Origin of the sequence: Streptomyces sp. NPDC051364, from assembly GCF_040682115.1 — a bacterium.
In the GTDB taxonomy this organism is placed as follows: domain Bacteria; phylum Actinomycetota; class Actinomycetes; order Streptomycetales; family Streptomycetaceae; genus Streptomyces.
Genome location: NZ_JBFBAH010000003.1, coordinates 318,929 through 344,741 on the forward strand (window position 1 = coordinate 318,929; position 25,813 = coordinate 344,741).

Below are 25,813 nucleotides of genomic sequence, written 5' to 3' on the forward strand. Positions count from 1 at the left end.
ACCGCTACACCTGGAGGTTCCCGTCGTGCCCTGGCCTGCCGCCCTGCTGCCCCTGGCTGCCGACACCCCGGACCCGACCGCTTCGGTCAAGGAAGCCCACGAGAGCGTCACGAACGCCGCCAGTTTCATCGAGGAGAACTGGGCCGGATGGCTGTACCTCGGCCTGAAGATCCTGCTGATCCTGGTGATCGCGGCAGCACTGCGCTCGCTGGTCCGCAAGTCGCTGACCAAGCTGATAACGCGGATGAACCGGGGCGCCGAGGCCGTTGAGGGCATGGCGCTCGGCGGGCTCCTCGTCAACGCGGAGCGCCGACGGCAGCGCTCCGAGGCGATCGGTTCGGTCCTGCGTTCGGTCGCTTCGTTCCTGATCCTCGGCACGGCCGGGCTGATGGTGCTCGGCGCCCTGGGCATCAACCTCGGCCCGCTGCTCGCGAGTGCCGGTGTGGCCGGTGTGGCGATCGGTTTCGGTGCGCGGAACCTGGTGACGGACTTCCTGTCCGGCGTGTTCATGATCCTCGAGGACCAGTACGGCGTCGGCGACAAGATCGACGCGGGGGTGGCCTCCGGCGAGGTCGTCGAGGTCGGCCTGCGCGTGACCAAGCTGCGCGGGGACAACGGCGAGATCTGGTACGTCCGCAACGGCGAGATCAAGCGGATCGGCAACCTCAGCCAGGGCTGGGCGACCGCGGGCGTGGCCGTCCAGGTCAAGCCGTCGGAGAGCCTGACCCGCGTCCGCGAGGTCGTCAAGCACGTCGCCGACGGCATGGCGAAGGAGTCCCCGTGGGACGAGCGCCTGTGGGGCCCGGTGGAGGTGCTGGGCCTGGACGAGGTACTGCTGGCATCGATGACGGTGAAGATCTCCGCGAAGACGATGCCGGGCCAGCAGTTCGCCGTGGAGCGCGAGCTGCGCTGGCGGATCAAGGAGGCCTTCGACGAGTCCGGCATCCGGATCATCGGCGGTCTGCCGGCCGCCGACGGCGAGGAGGACGAGGCCCCGGCCGACCCGTCGGCCGCCGTGGCGCCGCCGTCGGCGCTCGCGAACCCGGCTTCCCCTCAGTCCCTGGCCACCGCCCCGATCGCGGCGCCGGCCGCCGGCGGCCCCCGGATCAGCAAGTAGCCCGTTCCCCCTTCTCCCTCACCGCTGCCCCCGCAGGTTCATTTCTGCGGGGGCAGCGGCATTGACACAGCTCAAACACCGATAGGAAACTTACCTAACAGTTCCTGACCACGGCGTGAGCCGACGACGGAGAGAGCGCTCATGACCGGCACCACCCCCGGAACGCCCAGCCTGCTGCGCGTCATGAACGACCGCGCAGCGCTGGACCTGCTGCTGGAGCACGGGCCCCTGTCCCGCACCCGGATCGGCCGGCTCACCGGGCTCTCCAAGCCCACCGCCTCCCAGCTGCTGGCCCGCCTCGAAGCCGCCGGGCTGGTCGTGGCCACCGGCACCGCCGGCGGCCGCCCCGGACCCAACGCCCAGCTGTACGGGGTCAACCCGCGCGCCGCCCACGTCGCCGGACTGGACGTCACCCCGAGCGGCATCGTCGCGGCCGTCGCCGATCTCACCGGCGAGGTGATCGGCAGCCACGAGCTCCCGTACACCGAGGGCGCCGGGGCCGTCGACCGGGTCACCCGGGCCCTCGGCGGGGCCGTCAAGGACGCCGGGCTCGAGCGGTCCGCCGTCCACCGCGTCGTCATCGCCACCCCGGGGTCCTTCGATCCGCACACCGGGGCGCTGCGCTACGCCGAGCACCTGCCCGGCTGGCACTCCCCCACCCTCCTCGAGGAGCTGGCGGCGGCCCTGCCGATGCCGGTCGGGTACGAGAACGACGTGAACCTCGCCGCGGTCGCCGAACAGCGCCTCGGCGCGGCCCGCGGCCACGGGGACTTCGTCCTGCTGTGGAACGAGGAGGGCCTCGGCGCCGCCCTGGTGCTCGGCGGCCGGCTGCACCGCGGCTGGACCGGCGGCGCGGGCGAGGTCGGGTTCCTGCCCGTGCCGGGCCACCCCCTGGTCCGGCAGGTCACCCGGGTCAACTCCGGCGGCTACCAGGCGCTGGCCGGCGTCGAGGTGGTGCCCGGCATGGCGGCCGCGCTGGGCATCGGGATGCCGCCCGGGGCCGAGGCGGGGACGCCGGTCGCCGCGGCGGTCGCGCTGCTGGCGCAGGCCGCCCGGCATCCCGAGGGGGCGAACCTGCGGCTCCTGCAGCAGTACGCGACCGCGCTGGCCACCGGTCTCGCCGCGCTGGTCGCCGTACTGGACCCCGAGATCGTGGTCCTCTCCGGCGCGGTGACCGCCGCCGGCGGGGACGTGCTGCGCGAGCTCGTCGAGGCCGAGCTCGCCGATCTCGCCCCCTCCCGGCCCCGCCTCGTGTCGGGCACGGTGCGCGAGCGGCCCGTACTGCGCGGCGCACTGGAGAGCGCCCTCGCCGCCACCCGCGACGAGGTCTTCGACACCTCGCGCCGCTGACCGACCCGGCCCGGCCCGGCCCCCGAACGTACGACCAGCACCTCCGGCCCCCACCGGCTCCCCGGCGTCACCGGCACCACCCGCGTCACCGAAACCCGTCGTCGCACCCCTGGCACACCTCCGGAAGTTCCTCCCGCAGAGAGCGAGCACCGCCATGCCCAGAAACCGCCGTCTGACCGCCGTGGCCACCGCCGTCGCCGCGATATCCGTCCTGGCCACCGCGTGTACGGGCCAGAGCGGCAACGCGGCCGCCGACGACCCGGACAAGGAGGTCACGCTCAACTTCTGGCACGGCTGGTCCGCGCCGAGCGAGGCCAAGGCGATCGAGGAGAACATCGCCCGGTTCGAGAAGGCGCACCCGAACATCAAGGTCAAGGTCACGGGCAACATGACCGACGACAAGATCAACCAGGCCCTCCGGGCAGGCGGGGACAAGGCCCCCGACGTGGTCTCCTCCTTCACCACCGACAGCGTCGGCAAGTTCTGCAACTCCGGCGCCTTCGCCGACCTGAACCCCTTCCTCAAGAAGTCGGGCGTCGACAAGGCGAAGGTCTTCCCCAAGACCCTGCTGGAATACACGCAGTTCAACGGCAACCAGTGCACGCTGCCGCTGCTGAACGACGCGTACGGCCTCGTCTACAACAAGGACGCCTTCAAGGCCGCGGGCATCACCGAACCGCCCAAGACCTGGAGCCAGTTCGAGGAGGTCGCGCAGAAGCTGACGGTTGCCAAGGGCGATTCGTACGACCAGCTCGGCATCATGCCCACCTTCCACGGCTACGAGACCAAGCCGACCCGGCTCGCCGCGCAGTGGGGCGGGACGTACTTCGACGCGCAGGGCAAGTCCAACCTGGCCAAGGACCCTGCCTTCACCCAGATGCTGACGGCGCAGAAGAGCCTGGTAGCCAAGCTGGGCGGCTACGAGAAGCTGGAGAAATTCCGCAACACCTTCGGTGACGAGTGGAGCGCCGAGCACCCGTTCCACCTGGGCCTGGTCGCGATGCAGATCGACGGCGAGTGGCGGGCGTCCATGGCGAAGGAGGCCGGCATCAAGTTCGAGATCGGCACGGCGCCGCTGCCGGTGCCGGACGACAGGCTCTCCGACTACGGCAAGGGCTACCTCTCCGGCACGGTCATGGGCATCGCCTCGGGCAGCAAGAAGCAGAACGCCGCCTGGGAGCTGGTGAAGTACATGACGACTGACACCGACGCGGTCGTGGACTTCGCCAACGCCATCCACAACCTGCCGTCCACGCTGACGGCGCTGGACTCCCCGAAGCTCCAGGTGACCCCGGAGTTCAAGACCTTCATCGACATCGCCAAGCACCCGAAGTCGAGCACCACCCCGGCCCAGGCCGACGGGGGCACCTACCAGCTGACCTTCGAGGACTTCACCTACGGGGTCGAGAAGGGCGACGTCGCCGACATCCCGGCCGGCCTCGCCAAGACCGACCAGCAGATCGACACGGACATCGCGAAGGCGAAGTAGCCCCCGATGACCGCCGCGATGCCGAGCACCGGCACCATCCCCACCGCACCCGCCCTGCGGGCGAAGCGACGGCGGTCCGCCCTGCGGACCGCGGCCTTCATGTCGCCCTGGCTGATCGGGTTCGCCGTCTTCTTCGCGTACCCGCTCGTCTCCACCGTGTACTTCTCCTTCACGAAGTACGACGGCTTCCGCCCGCCCGTCTTCAACGGCCTGGACAACTGGACGTACGTCTTCACGGACTATCCGCTGTTCTGGCCGGCCATGCGCAACACCCTGTGGCTGGTCGTGGTGATGGTCGTCAGCCGGGTCGTCTTCGGCCTCGGCATCGGCCTGCTCATCACCAAGATCAAGACGGCGGCGGGGATCTTCCGGACCCTGTTCTACCTGCCCTACCTGGCCCCGCCGGTGGCCGCGACGCTGGCCTTCGTCTTCCTGCTCAACCCCGGCACCGGCCCGGTCAACACCCTGCTGGAGGGGGCCGGCCTGCCCGCCCCCGGCTGGTTCACCGACGCCGACTGGTCCAAGCCCGCGCTGACCCTCCTCGCCCTGTGGGGGATCGGCGACCTGATGGTCATCTTCATGGCCGCGCTGCTCGACGTACCGAAGGAGCAGTACGAGGCCGCCGAGCTGGACGGGGCCGGCGCCTGGCAGCGGTTCCGGCACATCACCCTGCCGAACATCTCGCCGATCATCCTGTTCGCGGTGGTCACCGGGGTCATCCAGGCCATGCAGTCCTACACGCAGCCCCTGGTGGCGGGGAAGGTCGCCGCGGGTGTCATCGGCGGCTCGGGCCAGCAGTTCGAGCCGGGCTACCCCGACAAGTCCACGCTGACCCTCCCCCAGGTCGTCTACAACGTCGGCTTCCAGCGCTTCGACTACGGCACCGCATGTGTCGTCGCGCTGGTCCTCTTCGCCCTCTCCATGGCCTTCACCGCACTCCTGATGCGCCGCCGTGGCGGGCTGATCGGAGCAGGTGACTGAGCATGCGCCGAAACCGCAAGGCCGTCCTGCACTGGGTCGGGGTGCACGCCCTCGGCGTCGCGGCCGCCCTGTTCTTCGTTCTCCCGTTCGTCTTCCTCCTCCTGACCTCCCTGATGAGCGACCAGCAGGCGCTGACCCGCGACCTGGTGCCCGACACATGGGAATGGGGCAACTACGCCAAGGTCTGGGACACCCCCGGCTTCCTGACCTGGTGGCGCAACACCCTGCTGTACGCGGGCCTGGGCACGCTGCTGACCGTGGTCTCCTCGGTGCCCGTCGCGTACGCCCTCGCCAAGTTCCGCTTCCGCGGGCGGCGGCTCTCGCTGCTGCTGGTGATCGCCATGATGATGCTGCCGCCGCAGGTGTTGGTCATCCCGATGTACCTCTTCTGGGCCAAGCAGCTGGACCTGTCCGGAACGCTGTGGCCGCTGATCATCCCGATGGCCTTCGGCGACGCGTTCTCCATCTTCCTGCTCCGCCAGTTCCTGCTGACCATCCCCGACGAGTACCTGGACGCGGCCAAGGTCGACGGCTGCGGCGAGGTCCGCACCCTGCTGCGCGTCGTCGTGCCGATGGCCAGGCCGGGCATCGCCGCCGTCGCGCTGTTCCAGTTCTTCTGCGCCTGGAACGACTACTTCGGCCCGCAGATCTACGCCTCGGACAACCCCGCCGCGTGGACCCTCAGTTACGGACTGGAGTCCTTCAAGGGAGCTCACCACACGAACTGGAATCTGACCATGGCCGCAACCGTGCTGGTCATGGCCCCCGTGATCGCCCTCTTCTTCTTCGCCCAGAAGGCGTTCGTCGAAGGCGTCACCCTGACCGGAGTGAAAGGCTGATGACCATGAAACTCGCAGTGGTGGGCGGCGGTTCCACCTACACCCCCGAGTTGATCGACGGATTCGCGCGGCTGCGCGACACCCTGCCGATCGGCGAGCTGGTGCTCGTCGACCCCGCCACCGAGCGGCTGGAGCTGATCGGCGCGCTGGCCCGGCGGATCTTCGCCAAGCAGGGGCATCCGGGACGGGTCACCACCACCGCCGATCTCGACGCGGGCGTCGAGGGCGCCGACGCGGTGCTGATCCAGCTGCGCATCGGCGGGCAGGCGGCCCGGCTGCAGGACGAGACGTGGCCGCTGGAGTGCGGCTGCGTCGGGCAGGAGACCACGGGCGCCGGCGGGCTCGCCAAGGCGCTGCGGACGGTCCCGGTGGTGCTGGACATCGCCGAGCGGGTCCGGCGGGCCAACCCGGACGCCTGGATCATCGACTTCACGAACCCGGTCGGGATCGTCACCCGCGCCCTGCTGCAGGCCGGGCACAAGGCGGTCGGGCTGTGCAACGTCGCCATCGGCTTCCAGCGGAAGTTCGCGGCGCTGCTGGACCTGGCCCCGGCCGACATCCACCTGGACCACGTGGGGCTCAACCACCTCACCTGGGAGCTGGGCGTACGCAAGGGCGGCCCGGACGGCGAGGACCTGCTGCCGCGGCTGCTCGCCGAGCACGGCGCGGCCGTCGCCGAGGACCTACGGCTGCCGCGCGCGGTACTGGACCGCCTGGGCGTCGTCCCGTCGTACTACCTGCGGTACTTCTACGCGCACGACGCGGTGGTGCGCGAGCTGGGCGGCAAGCCTTCGCGGGCCGCCGAGGTGGCCGCGATGGAGAAGGAGCTGCTCGCCCTGTACGCCGATCCGGCGCTGGACGAGAAGCCGGAACTGCTGGCCAAGCGGGGCGGGGCCTTCTACTCGGAGGCGGCCGTGGACCTGGCGGCCGCGCTGCTGGGCGACGGCGGCCCGGGCCCGGAGGCACTGCAGGTCGTCAACACGCGGAACGACGGGACGCTGCCGTTCCTCCCGGACGACGCGGTGATCGAGGTGCAGGCCCGGGTGGACCGGTCCGGCCCGGCGCCGCTGGCCGCGGCGCGGCTCGACCCGCTGTACGCCGGACTGGTCGCGCACGTCACGGCGTACGAGAACCTGGCGCTGGACGCGGCCGTACGAGGCGGCCGCGAACGGGTCTTCAAGGCGCTGCTGGCCCACCCGCTGGTCGGCCAGTTCGACCTCGCCGAGGGGCTGACCGACCGGCTCCTCGCGCACAACAAGGAGCACCTGGCATGGGCGTGAACCGTCCCGCCCCTCCCGCCCCTCCCGCACGGTCCGCCGTCCTGGCCGTCGACGCGGGCAACAGCAAGACGGACGCGGCCCTGATCGCCGCGGACGGCACGGTCCTCGGCACCGGGCGCTCCGGCGGCTTCCAGCCGCAGCGCACCGGTGTCGAGGCGGCGGTGGACGTACTGGCCCAGGCGGTCGCGGGGGCCGCCGAGGCGGCGGCGCTGCCCCTGCCGGGGCCCGGTGTGCCGTACGCCGACCAGGTATCGGCCTGTCTGGCCAATGCCGATCTCCCGGTGGAGGAGCGGCAGCTCGCGGACGCGATCGGGGCGCGCGGCTGGGGCGCGGCGACCCGGGTGTTCAACGACACGTTCGCGATCCTGCGGGCCGGGCTCTCCGGGAGCGAGCCGCCACGCGGGGTGGCGGTGGTGTGCGGGGCCGGCATCAACTGCGTGGGGATGCTGCCCGACGGGCGCACGGCCCGGTTCCCGGCGCTCGGGCAGATCTCCGGGGACTGGGGCGGCGGGGGTGGCCTGGCCGCGGAGGCCCTGTGGTGGGCGGCGCGGGCGGAGGACGGCCGCGGCGGACCGACGGAACTGGCGGCGGCGCTGCCGCAGCACTTCGGGCTCGCTTCGATGGCCGGGCTGATCGAGGCGCTGCACCTGGGGACCCTGGCGCAGCGGCGGACCCACGAGCTGGTACCGGTGCTGTTCGCGGTGGCCGCGGCGGGTGATGCGGTGGCCACGGCGATCGTGGAGCGGCAGGCGGACGAGGTGGTGGCGCTGGCGTCGGTGGCGCTGGCCCGGCTGGACCTGCTGGACGAGGAGGCTCCGGTACTGCTCGGCGGCGGGGTGCTCACGGCCGGTCACCGGCAGTTGGACGAGCGGATCGCGGCGGGGCTGGCGCGGCGGGCCCCGCGGGCCCGGGTGTCGGTGGTCGCGGCCCCGCCGGTGCTGGGCGCCGGGCTGCTGGGGCTGGACGCGCTCGGGGCCCTGCCCGAGACCTATGGAAAACTCCGTGCCCATTTCGGGTGAACCTGCCCCGGGAGGCCCCGGTTCTGGAACCGTGGCGGCCGTGGAGTCGTATTCACGGTGAAGGGGTGGGGTCGGCGCGCACAGGGGGTGGATCGCCAGGATCCGGCACCGGGTGCTGTGGTTGACCGCCACTACGGCCATACTGCTGCGGAGCAGAGGACCAAGGGGGAGGTCACGGTGGCCATCACATCACGCGCGCCCGCGCTCGGGGGCGGTGTCGCCGTGCCGCCCGCGGGTCCGCCGCAGGCGCCTCCCCGGCCCGGTACGGCCTGGGCCGAGGGTGTGGAGCGGCTGCGCGCGGCCGCGACGACCGAGCCCGGCCGGCTGCGCATCATCGGCGCGGTCCTGGCCGCCCTGGTACTGCTGTTCGGCGCGGTGACCGTCCTGGAGATCTCCGGCCGGGCCGGCGCGGCCGAGGACGTGGTGGGCCGCAGCCAGCCGCTGAGCGCGGACGCGGCGAGCATCTACCGCTCGCTCGCGGACGCCGACACGGCCTCCTCCAGCGGTTTCCTGGCCGGCGGCGACGAGCCGCGGGAGGTCCGCCGGCGGTACGAGAAGGACATCTCCAACGCGTCGAAGCTGCTCGTGAGCGCGGCCGCCAATACCGGGGCGGACGAGGACTCCCGCAAGCAGATCGCGCTGCTCAGCGAGCAGCTGCCCCGCTACACGGGCCTGATCGAGCAGGCGCGGGCCACGAACAAGCAGGGCCTGCCGCTGGGCGGCGCCTATCTGCGGTACGCCAACGAGCAGATGAGCACCCAGCTGCTGCCCGCCGCACAGCGGCTGTACGAGGCGGAGACGGGCCGGCTCTACACGGACTACGACGACGCCCGCTCGCTGCCGCTGGCCTCGCTCGGTGCGGGGCTGCTCGCGCTCGCCGCGCTGGCGTGGGCGCAGCGCCGCAACTACCGGCGGACGAACCGGGTCTTCAATCACGGTCTCGTGGCGGCGACGGCCGCCTCGCTGGTGGTGCTGATGTGGCTGGCCGTGGGGCACACGGTCGCCCGGTCGGAGCTGGCGGAGGCCAGATCGGACGGGCAGGAGTCGCTGAAAGTGCTGAACGACGCGCGGATCGCCTCGCTCCAGGCGCGCGCCAGTGAGAACCTGACGCTGATCGCGCGGGGCGCCGTACTGGCCGCGGACAACAAGTCCGACAAGTACGACGTCGACTTCACGACCGAGATGAAGGAGCTGGACACCGGGCTGGCGACGGCGCTGAAGCTCGCCGACGACAGCAGCGGGCGGGATCCGGTCGGCCGCGCCGCGGACGGTGTCAAGCAGTGGAAGCAGCGGCACGCGGCGGCCCGGGAGACCGACTTGCGCGGCGACTACCAGGACGCTTTGCCCCAGGTCATCGGGGACAAGGACCACAAGGACAGCAGCGGGGCCTCGTTCGACACGGTGGACGCGTCCCTGGAGCAGGCAGTGGCCCATGAGCAGAAGGAGTTCACCCGGGCGGCCCGGGGCGGTCTCGGTGCGCTGGGCGGATTGGTGACGGGCTCGGCGGCCCTCGCGGTCGTCGGCGCCGCGGCGGCGCTGCTGGGCATCGGGCGCCGGCTTTCGGAGTACAGGTGAGAGCGATGCGGATACGCGTGAAGTCCCACGACGAGGGCCACGCCGAGGGCCACGGCGGCGGAACCGGCCTGCGCCGGCTCGCGGGGCGGCTGCGCGGCTGGGGCGGGGTGAGCGCCATGGCCGCCGCCTGCGCGGTGACGGCCGCGGCCGTCCTGCTGCCGCTGGCCCATGCCGCCCCGGACTCCGGCCACCCTGCCCTGGTCCGCGAGCCCGCCTCGATGGCGGCCGCCCCGGCACCCTGGTCTCTCACCGACACCTGCCAGGACCCGGAGGCCAGCCTGCGCCCGTCCGGCGTGGACGGGCCGGCCATCGAACGGATCCGCAAGGCGGGCAAACTCGTCGCGGGCGTGGACCAGAACAGCTTCAAGTGGGGCTACCGCAACCCGGTCGACGGCCGCCTCGACGGGTTCGACATCGCCCTGGTCAAGGCCATCGCGAAGGACATCCTGGGCGACGAGAACGCGGTCATCTACCGGGCCATCCCCACCAGCCAGCGCGTCCCCGCCCTCCACGACGGCCGCGTCGACGTCGTCGTGCGGACCATGACGATCAACTGCAAGCGGCTGGAGGACGTCGCCTTCTCGACGGCGTACTTCGAGGCCGGGCAGCAGGTCCTCGCCCCCAAGGGCTCGCCGATCACCGGGTACGACGCCTCGCTGAACGGCCGCCGGATCTGCACCGCGGCCGGCTCCACGGCCGAGGCGGCGCTCAAGGCCCAGCCGTACGGCTCGGTCCAGGTCAGCGTGCCCAACCAGCTCGACTGCCTGGTCCGGCTCCAGCTGGGCGAGGTGGACGGCATCATCACGGACAACGCGCTCGCGGCCGGCCAGGCCGCGCAGGACCCGTCGGTGCGCCTCGTCGGCTCCCCCTTCACCAAGGAGTTCTACGGGGTCGCCATGAACAAGGACGCCTCCGACCTGGTGCGCCGGGTCAACAAGGTGCTGGAGAACTACCGCGCCGGCGGTGACAACAGCCCCTGGATGCAGGCCTACGTGACGCACCTCAAGCCCGTCCTGCCCGGAGTGGCCGGACCGCCCTCGCCGAAGTACCGGGACGGCTGAGGCAGGTGGCAGAGTCGGAGCCCGATGTCAGGAAAGCGGAGGCGGGGTCTTTGGAAGCGCAGTCGGCAGTGATGGACCGGGACGACGTCGACCGCGCCCTGGCCCGGCTCGGCGCGGAGCACGAGGCCGTCGAGACCTCGCTGCTCGCCCTCCAGGACCACGCCGGGCGCCGGCTGCTGGAAGGGGCCGGGCTGACCGGCGTCACCAAGGAGCGATGGGCGCAGGCCGACGCCGCCATCACCCGGCTGTGGACGTACTTCGACGCCTACAGCGGGGCGCTGGGCGCAGCCCGGGAGATCCGCGAGCGGCACCGCTGGCCGGGCCGCGAGGAGCTGATCGAGCTGACCGAGCGGCTGCGCGGGCCGGGGGTGCTGATCGCCGGGGCCGCGGCGGAGGGCGTGGCGCTGGCGGAGCGGCTCTCGCTCGCCGAGCTGGTGTCCCGGATGAACGAGCTGTACGCGAGCTCGCTGGACGTGGTGGTGGCCGCCGACTCGGTGTGGTCGGCGCTGCCCGCCCGCATCGACCTGCTCGCGGCCGAACTGCACCGCACCCGCTCGCTGGCCCACTCGGTGGGGGTCCGCCCCGGTGAACACCCCTCGGGCGACGACCTGGAGGACATCACCGCCGAGCTGACGGGGCTGCGGGCGCAGGTGATCGCGGATCCGCTGGCGTTCTGGCAGCCGGTGGCGGGGAGTTCCGCGCCCGGCGGCGGCCGTCCGGAGACCACCCGCTACGACCGGGCCGCGGTCGCGCTGGAGGACGTACGCCGGGAGATCGAGGCGGTCCTGGCCGTACGGCAGGACGCCGAGCAGCGGCTGATCAGCCTGCGGGACGTGCTCTCGCGGGCCGACCGGACGCTGGCGGAGGCCCGGACCGCGCGCGGCGAGGTGCTGGCGAAGATCGCGGCGTCCGAGGTGCCGGTGGTCAGCGGCCCGCCGACGGCGCTGCAGGAGCAGCTGGCGGTCGCGGCCGAGTACCGGCGCCAGGCCCGGTGGCACCGGCTCTCGCCGCTGCTGGAATCGCTGGAGGAGCGGGCCGAGGAGGAACTGCGCCGGGCCCGCGAATCGTTGACGGCAGTGACGGCTCCCTTGGCGGTACGGGCCGAACTGCGCGGGCGGTTGGACGCGTACAAGGCGAAGGTGGCCCGGCACGGGATGGCGGAGGATCCGCTGCTGATCGAGCGGTACGACACGGCCCGGCGGATGCTGTGGAGCGCGCCCTGCGATCTGCGGGCCGCCGAGCAGGCCGTACTGCGCTACCAACAGGCGACGGCCGAGTCACTGGCACCGCCGCAGCCGCAGTACCGGCCCGAGTGGCCGGGAGAGGAGGACGCATGAGCCTGGTCGGAACCGCGTGCGTTCGCCCCGACTGCCCGGGGTCGTACGAGGACATGGGCGACGGCGGGCTGTACTGCGACACCTGCGGTCTGGCGCCGATCGGCGCCGTCGCGGCGGGCGCGGAGGAGCTGGTCTCGCCGCCGACGGGGATGACGAGCGCGGCCCGGTACCCCGACGCGCACGGGTCGCAGGGATCGCAGGGGTCGCACGGCTCGGCCCGGTCCGGCCGCTCGGGGTCGACATCGGCCTCGGCGCGCTCCTCACGGTCCTCGCGCTCCTCGTCCTCGCGCCGCTCGGTGTCGGGCCGGCTCTCCCGCTCCCTGCCGGGCGCCGCGTCCAGCCGCTCGGTGTCGGTGCGCAGTTCGGGCTCGGCCTCCGGGCCCTCGGGGCGCGGCCGGCTGGGCGCCGGGCTGGTCAACGTCCCGGAGGTGCCGCGTCCGGATCCTTCGGCGGCGGTGCTGGAGAACCCGGAGGTGCCGGAGCGCAAGCGGTTCTGCTCGCGCTCGGACTGCGGGGCTCCGGTGGGCCGGGCCCGCGGGGACCGGCCGGGCCGGACCGAGGGCTTCTGCACCAAGTGCGGCCACCCGTACTCCTTCGTGCCCAAGCTGCGCGCAGGAGAGGTCGTGCACGGCCAGTACGAGGTGGCGGGCTGTCTGGCGCACGGCGGCCTCGGCTGGGTGTACCTGGCGGTGGACCGGGCCGTGTCGGACCGGTGGGTGGTGCTCAAGGGCCTGCTGGACACCGGGGACCAGGACGCGATGGCCGCGGCGATCTCGGAGCGGCGCTTCCTCGCGGAGATCGAGCACTCCAACATCGTGCGGATCTACAACTTCGTGGAGCACCTGGACCAGCGGACGGGTTCGCTGGACGGGTACATCGTCATGGAGTACGTCGGCGGCAAGTCGCTGAAGGAGATAGCGAACGAGCGGCGGCGGCCGGACGGCCGCCGTGATCCGCTGCCGGTGGAGCAGGCCTGCGCGTACGGGATCGAGGCGCTGGAGGCGCTCGGGCACCTGCACAGCAGGAACCTGCTGTACTGCGACTTCAAGGTCGACAACGCGATCCAGCAGCAGGATCAGCTGAAGCTGATCGACATGGGCGCGGTGCGCCGGATGGACGACGAGGAGTCGGCCATCTACGGCACGGTGGGCTACCAGGCGCCGGAGGTGGCCGAGCTCGGCCCCTCGGTCGCCTCCGACCTGTACACGGTGGCGCGGACGCTGGCCGTCCTGACCTTCGACTTCCAGGGCTACACCAACGTGTTCGTGGATTCGCTGCCGGATCCGGAGCACATCGAGGTGTTCGGGCGGTACGAGTCCTTCTACCGGCTGCTGGTCCGTGCGACCGACCCGGATCCAGGCCGGCGGTTCTCGTCCGCGCAGGAGATGGCGGACCAGCTGACGGGCGTGCTGCGGGAGGTCGTCGCCCTGCAGACGGGCCACCCGCGGCCGCAGGTCTCCACGCTCTTCGGGCCGGAGCTCCGGGTGCTGGACACCCGGCTGTTCGCCGACGTGGCCGGGGCCGAGGTGTCCCGGCTCGGGGCGCGGACTCTGCCGGCTCCCGCGGCGGGACGCAGGCTCGGGCGCAGGCCGGTGCCGTCGGCGGCCCCGGCGGCTGCCGTGGCCGCTGCCCCTGCGGGGACCCCGGGGGCGGCGGCCCTCTCGGCGCCGCTCGGGACCACGGCGACCCACCGGGCCGGCGGCCCGGCGGCCGGAGCGGTGCCCGCAGGTGCCGTCCCGGCTCCGCGCCAGGCCCCGGTGCCGGCCGGCCGGCACGCCCCGGGGGCGGGTGAGGCGGCCGGACCCGTGGCGGTGCCCCCACCGGCCGTGCGCCCCGGCGAACTGGCCGCGCTGGACGCCCGGGGCATGGCGCTGGCCCTGCCGGTGCCGCTGGTGGACGCGGGCGACCCGAACTCCGGCTTCCTGGCCGGACTGCTGGCCTCCGCACCGGGCGACCTGCTGGGCGCCCTGCGCTCGGCGCCCGCCGACTCGGCGGAGCTGCGGCTGCGCGAGCTGCGGGCCCGCCTGGAGCTCGGCGAACTCGCCGCGGCCGGCGGCGCCCTGACCGACCTGGAAGCCCGGCATCCGGACGACTGGCGGGTGGTGTGGGCCCGCGGGATCGCCTCGCTGGCCACCGGCGAGGACGAGATAGCGGCGCTGTCCTTCGACGCCATCTACGACGCCTTCCCGGGCGAGCCCGCGCCGAAGCTGGCGCTGGGTCTGTGCGCGGAGATCCTGGGCCAGCTGGACAACGCCGCCGAGTACTACCGGCTGGTCTGGATCACCGACCCGGGATTCGTGAGCGCGGCCTTCGGGCTGGCCCGCGTCCAGCTCGCCGCGGGCGACCGGTCCGGGGCGGTGCGCACGCTGGAGTCCGTGCCCGAGGCGTCGATCCACTACACCGCCGCACGGGTGGCGGCGGTACGGGCACGCCTGCGCGACCGGTCTCCCGAGGAGGCCCTGCTGCCGGATCTGGCGGCGGCTGCCGCGCAGGTGGAGGCGCTGGAGCGGTTCGGCCTGGACGCGGTGCGTCACGAGCGGCTGTCGACAGAGGTTCTGGGCTCGGCCCTGGACTGGGTACTGTCGGGCAGCCGGGGTTCCGACCCCGGTCGGACCTCGCTGCTCGGCAGTCAACTGGACGAGCGGGGCCTGCGCTTCGGCCTGGAGCGCTCGTACCGCGTACTCGCGCGGCTGGCGCAGCGGGGCGAGGACAGGATCGAACTGGTGGAGCGGGCAAACCGTTTCCGTCCCCGGACGTGGGTGTGAGTGATGTCGATGCATCGGCCGTCTGGCTGCCCCAGCTGCGCGGAGCCCCTCGAGGAGGGTGACCGTTTCTGCGGCGTCTGCGGCTCCCCCGTGTCCGCCGCGCCCCCTCCCGCGTCCCGGGACAACCCGACCCTCCCGATCCCGCCGCTCCCGGCGGGTCCGGCCGGCGGGTACGCCCTCGCGGAGCCCGCGCCCGGGTGGGGCAGTGCCGCGGCCGGTGCGACGCCCACGCTGGTCGGGGACACCGCCGGCTGGTCCGCACCGGCGGAGCCGGCCGCCGAGCCCGACGCGGCTGCCGCCGCGCGGCCGGTCGCCCCGCCGGTCACCGCGCCCGTTGCCGAGGCCGCCCCCGTACCGCCGCAGGGATCCTCGTACGGGGCGCCCGTGCCGGCGTACGGCGGCGTGCCCGATCCGGCGGCCGGCGGCGAGATCCGCCACGACCGGCCCGGCAGCACCCCCACTCCTCCCGAAGGGACCCCCTGGGGCGCGGCCGAAGCCCCGTACGGCGCCCCCGGCCCCGGGCACGAGGACCCGTACGCCTCCGGCACCGCACAGGGCAGCAGCCCCGCGGCGGCCGACGGCGGGAAGACCTGTGTGGCCTGCCGGTCCGGGCGGGTCGACACCGACGGGTACTGCGAGCACTGCGGGCACGCCCAGCCGCGGGAGCGGGACCACCTCGAGGAGGAGCTCGGCAGCGTCGCAGCCGTCAGCGACCGGGGGCTGCGCCACCACCGCAACGAGGACTCGTTCGCGGTCGCGGCCACCGCCCTGCCCGACGGCTCGGCCGCCACCGTGGCCATCGTCTGCGACGGCGTGTCCTCCGCCAGCCGCCCCGACGAGGCATCGGCCGCCGCGGCCGGCGCCGCCAACGAGGCCCTGCTCGAAGCCCTCCCGCGAGGCGCCCACCCCCAAGAGGCCATGCACGACGCCATCCTGGCGGCGGCCACCGCCGTGAACGCCCTGGCCCCGGAGGTCTCCGGCGCGCAGAACGCCCCCGCCTGCACCCTGGTCGGCGCCGTCGTCAGCGGCGGCCTGCTGACCATCGGCTGGGTCGGCGACAGCCGCGCATACTGGGTCCCCGACGACCGCGACGCGCTGCCGCGACGCCTCACCGAGGACGACTCCTGGGCGGCGCAGATGGTCGCGGCCGGGCTGATGGGCGAGGCCGAGGCCTACGCCGACGTCCGCGCCCACGCCATCACCGGCTGGCTCGGGGCCGATGCGTACGACCTGGAGCCGCACACCGCCACGTTCAAGCCGGACCACGCGGGCGTGGTGGTCGTCTGCACCGACGGCCTGTGGAACTACGCCGAGTCCGCCCAGGACATGGCCCAGGTGCTGCCCGCGGACGCCGCCACCCGCCCTCTGCACAGTGCGCAGGTCCTGGTCGGGCACGCCCTGGACGGGGGCGGCCACGACAACGTCACGGTCGCCGTCGTCCCGTTCGCCGCGCCGACCGGGCCGGGAGCAGCAGAGTCGGCAGCAGCCGCATCGAGGCCGGAGCAGTCGCAAGCGGAATCGGAAACGGAAGCGGAAGTACGCCCTCAGGGCTGATCCGCCCGCCGCGTCCCCCGTCCCTCTCCTCCTAGGAGTCCAACCGATGGCGAACTTCGCCAAGCCGAGCGCCCCGCGCTTCAGCGTGGAGGTGTACCAGAACGAGTTCCTCCCCGAGGGCGGGCGGGACGTCCACGCCATCGTCACGGTCACGTCCACCGGCGGCGCCGCCGCCACCCGCGCGGCGGCCGCCCACGGCTCGGCCGCCGTCGTGATCATGGTGGACTGCTCAGGGTCCATGGAGTACCCGCCGGACAAGATGCGCGGCGCCCGCGAGGCCACCGCCGCCGCGATCGACACCCTGCGCGACGGCACCGCATTCGCCGTCATCGCCGGAACGCACGTGGCGAAGGAGGTCTACCCCGGCCAGGGCCGCCTCGCCGTCGCCGACCCGGCCACCCGTGCCCAGGCCAAGGAGGCCCTGCGGTCCCTGAGTTCCGGCGGCGGCACCGCCATCGGCACCTGGCTGCGCCTGGCCGACGGCCTGCTGCGCCAGTCCTCGGCCGCCATACGGCACGGCATCCTGCTCACCGACGGCCGCAACGAGCACGAGGAACCGGCCGTGCTCCGCGCCACCCTCGAGGCCTGCGCGGGCCGCTTCACCTGCGACGCCCGCGGGGTGGGGACCGACTGGGAGGTCAAGGAGGTCACCGGCATCGCGAGCGCCCTGCTCGGCTCGGCCGACATCGTGGCCGATCCGGCGCACCTCACCGAGGACTTCACGCGCATGATGGAGAACGTCATGGGCAAGGAGGTCGCGGACGTCGCGCTGCGCCTGTGGACCCCGGTCGGCGTGGAGATCCAGTACGTCAAGCAGGTCGCGCCCACCGTCCAGGACCTCAGCGACCGCCGTACCCAGGCGGGCCCGCGCGCCGGCGACTACCCGACCGGGTCGTGGGGCGACGAGTCCCGCGAGTACCACGTGTGCGTCCGGGTCCCGGCCGCGTCCGTCGGGCAGGAGATGCTGGCCGCCCGGGCCACGCTCCTCCTCCCCGGCGCGCCGGGCGAACCGTCGGCCACGCTCGCGCAGGGACTGGTCCGGGCGGTGTGGACGGACGATCTGGCCGCGTCCACCGCCATCAACCCGCAGGTCGCCCACTACACGGGGCAGGCGGAGCTCGCGCAGGCTATCCAACAGGGCCTGGAAGCGCGCAAACTGGGCGATGTCGACGGCGCCACGGCCAAGCTCGGCCGTGCCGTGCAGTTGGCCAGTGCCTCCGGAAACGCAGACACGGCCAAACTGCTCGCGAAGGTGGTGGATGTCGTCGATGCCGCGGCGGGTACTGTGCGGCTGAAGGCGAAGGTCGCGGATGCCGACGAGATGACCCTCGAAACGCGTTCGATCCAGACCGTCCGAGTGAAGAAGACCTGAGAGACCTGAGAAGACCTGACGCGATGACGCAGGCTGAAGGGGGAAGAGCCGCCATGCCGACCTGCCCGAACGGGCACCAGTCCGCCTCCGACGACTGGTGCGAGGTCTGCGGCCACCGCATGGCTGCCGCCACGGGTGCGCCCGCGGCGCCCTCCTACGGCTACGGCTACCCTCCCACCGCCGGTGAGCCGACCGCCCAGGCTGAGCTCTGCCCCCAGTGCCGGACCCCGCGCGAGGCCATGGCCCCGTTCTGCGAGGAGTGCCGGTACAACTTCCTGACGCGCTCGGCGACCTCGTACGCGCCGCTCGGCACCGATGGCGGAGCCGTCGGCGGGACCGGCGCCGGGGCGACCCCGCCGCCTCCGCCTCCCGCACCGCCGGCTCCTGCCCCGGCGCCGTTCTCCCAGGACCACTTCGAGTACCAGGGCTCCCGGCCGTCCCGGGTCAACCGGCCGGCGGAGCCGCTGCAGCGCGAGGACGACTGGCTGCTGCCGCCCCCGGCGCACGAGCAGAACCAGGCCCAGGCTCAGGCCCAGGCCCAGCAGCAGTACCGGCAGCAGCCCCCGCCGCAGCAGGAGTACCGGCAACCGGAGTACCCGCAGCAGCACGAGTACCAGCAGTCCCACCAGCCTCAGCAGCAGTACCAGTCCCCGCCCCAGCCCCAGCAGCCGTTCCCGCCGCAGAGCACCGGCGCCTGGAGCGCGACGATCGGCCCCGACCGCTCGTACTTCATGGCGATGATGCAGCGCAGCGGCCCGGAGGCGGCCGGGCTCAACCTGCCCGCGTACTCCCCGGAGCAGCATCTTCCGCTCTCCGGCGGCCAGATCACCATCGGCCGCCGCCGCGCCTCGACGGGCGAGTCCCCGGACATCGACCTGTCGGTGCCCCCGGAGGACCCGGGCGTCTCCCACCAGCACGCGGTGCTCGTCCAGCAGCCCGACCTCAGCTGGGCGGTGGTGGACCAGAACTCCACCAACGGCACCACGATCAACGGCGGCGAGGACCCGATCCAGCCCTACGTCCCGATCCCCCTGACCGACGGCGACCGCGTCCACGTGGGCGCCTGGACCACCATCACCATCCGCCGGGGCTAAGCGAGGGCTAAGCGGTCTCGGGGAAGTGGGGTGCGTTTCCGCGTCGTGCGGTGCGGTGGATCGCACGGCGGAGCGGCGTCCCCGTACCGGGCGTACTCGGGTGCCGCGACAACGCGGCGAGGTGCCGTGCCGGGCGGCGCGGGGGCGCGGTCCACTTCCCCCAGACCGCTTAGGGCCTGCTCTCCTCCCCCAGGGGCCATACGTACGGGCCCTGGGGGTCGTCGAGCCAGGACCACTGGCCCTCCGTGCTGACCGTCACCCCGAACCGCTCGCGGCCCGGCCTGCCCTCGCCGCGCCACAGGTCCAGGGCCTCGCGCGGGTGCAGCGCGCCCGCCGTCAGCACGAGCATGAACTGGAAGCGCTCGTTCTCCACCAGCTCGTACGGGAGCCCGTACGGCAGCCCGGGCGCGGTCGGCGAGGCCTTGGCCCCGCGCAGCGGGACGAAGTACGCCTGGGTGTGCAGGAAGCGGCCCTCCGCAAGGTCGGCGTCCCGGACCGTGAGCGCGATCAGCCCGGTCGACAGCGGGGCCAGGATCCGCGCCCCTGGCCGGCACTGGCCGAGCCAGGCGTGCGGGATAAGCGGCAGCGTGCACGTCACCAGGATCCGGTCGAACGGGGCCCGGGAGGGACAGCCGCGCGCCCCGTCCCCGGTGACCACGGTCGGCCGGTAGCCGAGCCGGGCCAGGTGCGCCCGCGCGGACTCGGTGATCTCCTCGTCCAGGTCCACCGTGGTGACGTGCTCGTCGCCGAGCCGGTGGCAGAGCAGCGCGGCGTTGTAGCCGGTGCCGGCGCCGATCTCCAGCACGTTGTCCCCGTCGCGGACGTCCAGCGCCTGCAGCATCTTCGCCATGAGGGACGGCTGGCTGCTGGAGGAGACCAGTTCGCCGTCGCGCAGCCGGGTGGCGAGCGGGCCGTCGGTGTAGACCCCGCGCAGCCAGCGCGCGCGGTGGGCCGGGTCCGGGTCCTCGCCCCACAGCCGCTCGTGGCCGGCGCCTCGGCCGGTGAAGAAGTACGGGACGAAGAGGTGCCGGGGCACCGCCGCGAAGGCGGAGCGCCAGGCGGGATCCTGCAGCACTCCGGCAGCAGTCAGCTCCCGCACCTGCGCGGCGTGGGCGGCGTCCCTCAGGTCCCGTGTCTCGGCGTGGGCGGCGTGCGCGGGGTGGGCGGGGCGTGCGGAGTGTGCACCCATGGCTCCACTGTCCTGCGGCCGGGCCCGGGAGGCGAGCGGTGGCCGTGGGAGCCGGGCCTGTCGCGGGAGCCGGGGGCCGGGGGAGCCGCTGGTCCTAAGCCCCCGGTCCTCCGTCCGGGCGTCTGAGACGATGGTCGGGTGAATGAGATTCCGCGGGGCACGCTTCAGGAGCAGACGTTTTACGAGCAGGTGGGCGGCGAGGAGACGTTCCGCCGCCTGGTGCGGCGCTTCTACCAGGGGGTCGCGGAGGACCCGCTGCTGCGCCCGATGTACCCGGAGGAGGACCTCGGCCCCGCCGAGGAGCGGTTCGCCCTGTTCCTGATGCAGTACTGGGGCGGCCCGAACACGTACAGCGAGAACCGCGGCCACCCGCGCCTGCGGATGCGGCACGCCCCGTTCCAGGTGGACGCGGCGGCGCACGACGCGTGGCTGGGGCACATGCGCGTGGCGGTGGACGAGCTGGGCCTGGCGCCGGAGCACGAGGCGCAGCTGTGGCGGTACCTGACGTACGCCGCCGCATCGATGATCAACACCGCGGGCTAAGAGAACCGGTACGAGCGCCCGTACGCGGAACGCGGAACCCCGAGCGGAAGCCTAGACCGGCCGGACCTGGAGGGCGCCCAGGCCGCCGTTGCCGCCGGGGCGGCGCATCGCGATCGAGCCGTACGGGGTACGCAGCCGGAGCCAGCCGCCCGAGGCGAGCAGGGCCACCGGCTCGGGGGCGCCGGGTGCGGGGGCACCGCTCGGCACGGCCGACCGGATCGGCCGCAGGAAGCCCAGGGACTGCGCGGCATGCACGGCGCGCAGCGGGAGCTCGGTGTCGCCCAGCGTCCGGGACCAGATCTCGCGGCCGATGCGGTCCCGCTCGGACCGGGTCCGGTGCTGCGGGGGCAGGGCCTCGTCACGGGCCCGGAACTCGGCGACGGAGTCCGCCACGGCGGCCCGTACCTCCTCGGCGCCGGGCAGCCCGGACAGCTGCCGCCAGCCGCCGCGGGGCGGGAGCACCCCGGTCCAGGGCGGGCCGGTGACCGGCCCGGGCACGGCGGCGCTCGCGGTGGCCTCGTCGACGGACTCCAGCAGCTCGCCGGCGGACACCGTCACGTCCAGCGGCCCGGAGACGGGCGCGGCGAGGCGCACCGTGCGGATGGCCAGCACCTCGAAGGACGCCGGCCGTCCGAAGACGGCGAGCGCGCCGCCGCCCGCCTGCGCCTGCAGGCGGACCGCGGCGGCGCGGTCGTAGTGCACCAGCCGGCCCAGGAAGGCGGCGAGGTCCGCCGCCTCCCCGGAATCGGCGAAGCGCAGCTGCTCGGTCATGCCGCCAGGCGCCCTTCGGCGGCCTTGGCCTTGCCGGCCGGCTTGGCCGGCTCGTCGAGGTACCTCTCGAGGAAGTGCCTCTCCTCGGCCGTGATGCGGCGGGGCCGCCCCTCGGCGAGGTTGTACGGCACGACCACGGTCTCGGCGCGCACGTACACCGTCTCGGGTGCGTCCTCGGTCGCCTCGTCCTTGACCTCGTAGCGGATGGTCAGGGATGCGGCGCCTATCCGGGTCACCCAGGATTCGATGAGGACCGGCTCATGACGGTGCACGAGGGGCAGCTTGTAGTCGATCTCGTGGCGGGCCACGACGGAGCCGCCCGTGAAGGATTCGCTGCCCTCCCCCGGCGCGAGGCGGAACATGAAGTCGATCCGTGCCTCCTCCAGATAGCGGAGGAAGACGACGTTGTTGACGTGCCCGAAGGCATCCATGTCCGCCCAGCGCAGGGGGCACCGGTAGTGGTGTCTGGCCATGATTTCGGCCTCAGCCTCGCGTGAGCTTCTTGTAGGTGGCACGGTGCGGACGGGCCGCGTCCGGGCCGAGACGCTCGATCTTGTTCTTCTCGTACGACTCGAAGTTGCCCTCGAACCAGTACCACTTGGACTCGCCCTCGTACGCCAGGATGTGCGTGGCGACCCGGTCGAGGAACCAGCGGTCGTGGGAGATGACCACGGCCGCGCCCGGGAATTCGAGGAGCGCGTTCTCGAGCGAGGACAGGGTCTCGACGTCGAGGTCGTTGGTGGGCTCGTCGAGGAGCAGCAGGTTGCCGCCCTCCTTGAGCGTCAGCGCCAGGTTGAGGCGGTTGCGCTCACCACCGGACAGGACGCCGGCCGGCTTCTGCTGGTCCGGGCCCTTGAAGCCGAAGGCGCTGACGTACGCGCGGGACGGCATCTCGACCTGGCCGACGTTGATGTAGTCCAGCTCGTCCGACACGACCGCCCAGAGGGTCTTCTTGGGGTCGATGCTGGCGCGGGACTGGTCGACGTAGCTGATCTTGACGGTCTCGCCGACCTTGACGGAGCCGGCGTCCGGCGCCTCCAGGCCCTGGATCATCTTGAAGAGCGTGGTCTTGCCGGCGCCGTTCGGGCCGATGATGCCGACGATGCCGTTGCGCGGCAGCGTGAACGACAGGTCGTCGATGAGGACCTTGTCGCCGAACGCCTTGGAGAGGTTGTTGACCTCGACCACGATCGAGCCCAGACGCGGGCCCGGCGGGATCTGGATCTCCTCGAAGTCCAGCTTCCGCATCTTGTCCGCCTCGGCCGCCATCTCCTCGTAGCGGGCGAGACGGGCCTTGGACTTGGTCTGGCGGCCCTTGGCGTTGGAGCGGACCCACTCCAGCTCTTCCTTGAGGCGCTTCTGGCGCTTCTCGTCCTTGCGGCCCTCGACCTTGAGGCGGGTGGCCTTCTTCTCCAGGTAGGTGGAGTAGTTGCCCTCGTAGGGGTGCGCGCGGCCGCGGTCGAGCTCGAGGATCCACTCGGCGACGTTGTTCAGGAAGTAGCGGTCGTGGGTGACGGCCACGACGGCGCCCTTGTACTGCGAGAGGTGCTGCTCCAGCCAGTTCACCGACTCGGCGTCGAGGTGGTTGGTGGGCTCGTCGAGGAGGAGCAGGTCCGGGGCCTCGATCAGCAGCTTGCAGAGCGCCACGCGGCGCTTCTCGCCACCGGAGAGGGTGGTGACGGCCCAGTCGCCGGGCGGGCAGCCCAGGGCGTCCATGGCCTGCTCCAGCTGGGCGTCGAGGTCCCAGGCGTTGGAGTGGTCCAGGTCCTCCTGGAGCTTGCCCATCTCGTCGAGGAGCGCGTCCGAGTAGTCGGTCGCCATCAGCTCGGCGACCTCGTTGAAGCGCTTGAGCTTCTTCATGATGTCGGCGGCGCCGTCCTGGACGTTCTCCAGAACGGTCTTCGACTCGTCGAGCTTGGGCTCCTGCATGAGGATGCCGACGGTGAAGCCGGGCGACAGGAACGCGTCACCGTTGGACGGCTGCTCCAGGCCAGCCATGATCTTCAGAACGGTGGACTTACCGGCACCGTTCGGGCCGACCACACCGATCTTCGCGCCGGGCAGGAAGTTCAAGGAGACGTCATCAAGAATCACCTTGTCGCCGTGCGCCTTGCGCGTCTTGCGCATGGTGTAGATGAACTCAGCCAAGAGAAACCGTCCGGCAGATCGATGGGTGGGCAGATACACCCCATCTTGCCGTACGTCCATCCCCCGGGGGAAACCCGTATGGTCCCGCGGACCCCGCCCGGGGCGGCCCCGCGAAGGGACTTCGGGCAGGTCAGCGGAGGCGGAGGGCGCCCGGGACCTGCCCCTCGAAGATCTCCGTCAGGAAGTCGAACAGTGTGGGCCCGCAGCCGCCGCGCACCCGTGCCAGCTCGTCTGCGACGCGCTCGCGGTTCGTCGGGTGACAGCGCGTGAGCACTCCTTCGAGGTATCGCGCGGTCTCGGGGTGGCCGAGTGCCCGCCGGGACGCCTCGTGGTCGCGCCACTCGATCGCGAAGTCGCCGTCGTCGGGGGTTCCGAAGCCGCCCCGAAGACAGTCGTTGAGGGAGTCGAGGTTCCGCCCGAAGTACCCCCCGGTCCCGTTGACGGCTTCCCCTATCAGCACCCAGAAGTCCTCGAGCCCCCCGATCCGGCGGCCGTCGAGCACGTAGATCGTCGTCACGCCCCTGAGCCTAGGCGGGGGGGGGGGGGGCGGGGGGCCGGGGCGGGAAGCCACGGAGGCAGGGGTGCGGAGGCTGGGAGACGCCGAGCCGCCGGGTGCGGAGGCACGGGGGCCCGGACGCGTGGGAGCCCGCCGGGACGCGGTGGGGCGTCGGGCGGCGGAGCCGTGGGGGCTCCATTCAGCGGGGGCGGTACACCGTCAGGGCGTTCAGGAGGGCGTCGAGAACGAGCGCGGCGGGGGCGTGCGCGTACTCCCCGTCGTACGCCAGCGGGGTGCCGGCGGGAATCTCCGCGAGGCGCAGGCTGCGCAGGCGGGTGGCCGTGTGGACGGGGGAACGGCTCAGCGGGCCCGTGAGCGCGGCGGCGAGCAGGCGCGGGCCGGGACGGCCGCCGCCGTGCACGAGGCGGACGTCGAGCAGGCCCTCGCCGAGGCTGTCGCGGCGACGCGGGGCCGGGCCGGTGCCGTGGTAGGTGCCGTTGCCCGCGAACAGCAGCCAGACGTTCCGGGGCCGCCCGGCCAGCCGGAGCCGTACGGGGCGCTCCGTACGCAGCACCTTCCAGGCGGCCAGGAGCGCGGCGGGCCCGCCGCCGATCCGCGGCGCCCAGTACAGGCGGTGCCGCAGCAGCTCCGGGTAAGCGCCGATGCTGAAGGTGTTCAGGAAGTGGCCGGAGCGGCCGTCCTCGGGGTCGGGGCCCGGGGTGAAGCGGCCCACCGCGGCGTGGACCGCCTGTCCGGCGGCAAGGGCGCGGCAGGTGTCCTCGGCTCCGGCGAGGCCGAGGTCGAGGGCGAAGTGGTTGAGCGTGCCGCCGGGGAACACCGCGAGCGGCACCCCGGCCCTCAGCGCGGCGGTGGCGGCCGCGTTGACCGTGCCGTCGCCGCCGCACACCCCGAGCACGGTGGCCCGGGCGGCCGCCGCCGCCAGTTCCGCGGCCAGCTCCGGGCCCTCGCACTCGACCACCTCGGCCTTGGGCAGCCGGGCGCGCAGGACGCCGAGCCCCTCGTCGGCGGCCGTGCCCGACCCGGTGTTGACCACCACCGTGAGCCCGGCCCCGTCCGGCAGCGCAGGCGCCTCCGCGGCCGTCCGCTCGTCGCCCGGCACGGCCCGCGCCTCCTCGACGCCGCGCGCGAGGCGGCGTACGACCAGGCCCGCGGCCACGCCCAGCGCCGCCCCCGCGACCACGTCGGACGGGTAGTGGACCCCCGTGTACACGCGGGAGAACGCCACCGACACGGCCACCGGGGCCAGCACGGCGCCCCAGCCGGGCGCCTCCAGCGCGAGCCCGGTGGTGAACGCGAACGCGGACGCCGAGTGCCCGGACGGGAACGAGGTGGTCGTCGGCTGCGTCATCAGCCGCCGCACCTCGGGCACCCCCTCCAGCAGCGGCCGGGGCCGGCGTACGGACCATTTGCCGACGGTGTTGACGGTCGCCGAGGCCAGCGCCAGCGAGGCGGCTCCGCACAGCGCGGCCTTACGGGCTCCGGCGGAGCCGAGGAGCGCGATCGCCGCGGCGGCCCCGCCCCACAGCACCCCGTGGTTCGCGGCCCGCCCGAGTCCCGGCAGCACCCGGTCGGCCGCGGGCCAGTGCCGGCGGGCCACCCCGTCGAACAGCATCCGGTCCCACCGCGCGGCGGCGCCCCGCCAGGTCAGCTCCTGATCGGCCATTGCGTGCGCCTACCCGAAACGTCCGCCCCGGAACCAACGCCTCCACCAACCGGCCCTCCAGAACACCCGCACTCCGCGCGCCGGAGCCACCTCATGGGTGACATGCCGCCACCTCTGGCCTCGTCTCGGGCACCCCGACACAGGAGGGA

At 73.1% G+C, this 25,813-nt stretch carries 21 protein-coding genes; 15 read left to right on the top strand and 6 right to left on the bottom strand.

Annotation, left to right across the window (positions count from 1 at the left end):
* Positions 1-25: 25 nt before the first annotated feature.
* From AB0M76_RS08500 to AB0M76_RS08565, 14 genes are all read left to right on the top strand, one after another.
* Positions 26-1,117 carry a mechanosensitive ion channel family protein gene (locus tag AB0M76_RS08500; RefSeq protein ID WP_365952164.1) on the top strand — a complete coding sequence of 364 codons (1,092 nt, stop codon included), beginning with the start codon at positions 26-28 and terminating at the stop codon, positions 1,115-1,117.
* 141 nt (positions 1,118-1,258) lie between these two features.
* Positions 1,259-2,467 carry an ROK family transcriptional regulator gene (locus AB0M76_RS08505; RefSeq protein WP_365952165.1) on the top strand — a complete coding sequence of 403 codons (1,209 nt, stop codon included), beginning with the start codon at positions 1,259-1,261 and terminating at the stop codon, positions 2,465-2,467.
* 154 nt (positions 2,468-2,621) lie between these two features.
* Positions 2,622-3,956: an ABC transporter substrate-binding protein gene (locus AB0M76_RS08510; RefSeq protein WP_365952166.1), complete on the top strand. Its 1,335-nt coding sequence runs from the start codon at positions 2,622-2,624 to the stop codon at positions 3,954-3,956.
* A 6-nt stretch (positions 3,957-3,962) separates the two neighbouring features.
* Complete coding sequence (locus AB0M76_RS08515; RefSeq protein WP_365952167.1) at positions 3,963-4,937, top strand: sugar ABC transporter permease; 975 nt, start codon at positions 3,963-3,965, stop codon at positions 4,935-4,937.
* A gap of 2 nt (positions 4,938-4,939) precedes the next feature.
* Positions 4,940-5,776: a carbohydrate ABC transporter permease gene (locus tag AB0M76_RS08520; RefSeq protein ID WP_365952168.1), complete on the top strand. Its 837-nt coding sequence runs from the start codon at positions 4,940-4,942 to the stop codon at positions 5,774-5,776.
* A gap of 5 nt (positions 5,777-5,781) precedes the next feature.
* On the top strand, positions 5,782-7,056 hold the full coding sequence (locus tag AB0M76_RS08525) for a 6-phospho-beta-glucosidase (RefSeq protein ID WP_365952169.1): 1,275 nt from the start codon (positions 5,782-5,784) through the stop codon (positions 7,054-7,056).
* Positions 7,047-8,075, top strand: coding sequence for a BadF/BadG/BcrA/BcrD ATPase family protein (locus AB0M76_RS08530; protein ID WP_365952170.1), 1,029 nt, complete (start codon positions 7,047-7,049; stop codon positions 8,073-8,075). Before AB0M76_RS08525 ends, AB0M76_RS08530 begins: the two co-directional genes overlap by 10 nt.
* 282 nt (positions 8,076-8,357) lie before the next feature.
* Positions 8,358-9,650, top strand: a complete 1,293-nt coding sequence (locus AB0M76_RS08535) for a hypothetical protein (protein ID WP_365952353.1) — start codon at positions 8,358-8,360, stop codon at positions 9,648-9,650.
* Positions 9,651-9,766: 116 nt separating this feature from the next.
* Positions 9,767-10,711, top strand: coding sequence for a glutamate ABC transporter substrate-binding protein (locus AB0M76_RS08540; RefSeq protein ID WP_365952354.1), 945 nt, complete (start codon positions 9,767-9,769; stop codon positions 10,709-10,711).
* Between the two features lie 71 nt (positions 10,712-10,782).
* Positions 10,783-12,048 carry a hypothetical protein gene (locus tag AB0M76_RS08545; protein ID WP_365952171.1) on the top strand — a complete coding sequence of 422 codons (1,266 nt, stop codon included), beginning with the start codon at positions 10,783-10,785 and terminating at the stop codon, positions 12,046-12,048.
* Positions 12,045-14,813, top strand: coding sequence for a tetratricopeptide repeat protein (locus AB0M76_RS08550; RefSeq protein WP_365952172.1), 2,769 nt, complete (start codon positions 12,045-12,047; stop codon positions 14,811-14,813). Before AB0M76_RS08545 ends, AB0M76_RS08550 begins: the two co-directional genes overlap by 4 nt.
* A 3-nt stretch (positions 14,814-14,816) precedes the next feature.
* Entirely contained in the window at positions 14,817-16,367 is a 1,551-nt protein-coding gene (locus AB0M76_RS08555) for a protein phosphatase 2C domain-containing protein (protein WP_365952173.1), read from the top strand.
* A 46-nt stretch (positions 16,368-16,413) separates the two neighbouring features.
* Entirely contained in the window at positions 16,414-17,739 is a 1,326-nt protein-coding gene (locus AB0M76_RS08560) for a VWA domain-containing protein (RefSeq protein ID WP_365952174.1), read from the top strand.
* Positions 17,740-17,792: 53 nt separating this feature from the next.
* Entirely contained in the window at positions 17,793-18,833 is a 1,041-nt protein-coding gene (locus AB0M76_RS08565; protein WP_365952175.1) for an FHA domain-containing protein, read from the top strand.
* Between the two features lie 169 nt (positions 18,834-19,002).
* Here the strand turns inward: AB0M76_RS08565 and AB0M76_RS08570 are convergent, their stop codons facing one another.
* Positions 19,003-20,022, bottom strand: a complete 1,020-nt coding sequence (locus AB0M76_RS08570) for a methyltransferase domain-containing protein (RefSeq protein ID WP_365952176.1) — start codon at positions 20,020-20,022, stop codon at positions 19,003-19,005.
* A 138-nt stretch (positions 20,023-20,160) separates the two neighbouring features.
* Between AB0M76_RS08570 and AB0M76_RS08575 the strand changes: the two genes are divergently transcribed.
* On the top strand, positions 20,161-20,565 hold the full coding sequence (locus AB0M76_RS08575; RefSeq protein ID WP_266629170.1) for a globin: 405 nt from the start codon (positions 20,161-20,163) through the stop codon (positions 20,563-20,565).
* A 51-nt stretch (positions 20,566-20,616) separates the two neighbouring features.
* Here the strand turns inward: AB0M76_RS08575 and AB0M76_RS08580 are convergent, their stop codons facing one another.
* The 5 genes from AB0M76_RS08580 to AB0M76_RS08600 all read right to left on the bottom strand — a co-directional run bounded on the left by AB0M76_RS08580 (position 20,617) and on the right by AB0M76_RS08600 (position 25,664).
* A complete protein-coding gene (locus tag AB0M76_RS08580) occupies positions 20,617-21,336 on the bottom strand; it encodes a hypothetical protein (RefSeq protein ID WP_365952177.1) in 720 nt (239 codons plus the stop codon).
* Positions 21,333-21,809 (bottom strand): thioesterase family protein, encoded by a 477-nt coding sequence (locus AB0M76_RS08585; RefSeq protein WP_365952178.1) that lies wholly within the window; start codon positions 21,807-21,809, stop codon positions 21,333-21,335. Before AB0M76_RS08585 ends, AB0M76_RS08580 begins: the two co-directional genes overlap by 4 nt.
* 10 nt (positions 21,810-21,819) lie before the next feature.
* Positions 21,820-23,484, bottom strand: coding sequence for an energy-dependent translational throttle protein EttA (ettA, locus tag AB0M76_RS08590; RefSeq protein WP_365952179.1), 1,665 nt, complete (start codon positions 23,482-23,484; stop codon positions 21,820-21,822).
* A gap of 130 nt (positions 23,485-23,614) precedes the next feature.
* Positions 23,615-24,001 carry a barstar family protein gene (locus AB0M76_RS08595; RefSeq protein WP_365952180.1) on the bottom strand — a complete coding sequence of 129 codons (387 nt, stop codon included), beginning with the start codon at positions 23,999-24,001 and terminating at the stop codon, positions 23,615-23,617.
* A gap of 178 nt (positions 24,002-24,179) precedes the next feature.
* Entirely contained in the window at positions 24,180-25,664 is a 1,485-nt protein-coding gene (locus AB0M76_RS08600) for a phosphatase PAP2 family protein (protein ID WP_365952181.1), read from the bottom strand.
* Positions 25,665-25,813 lie beyond the last annotated feature (149 nt).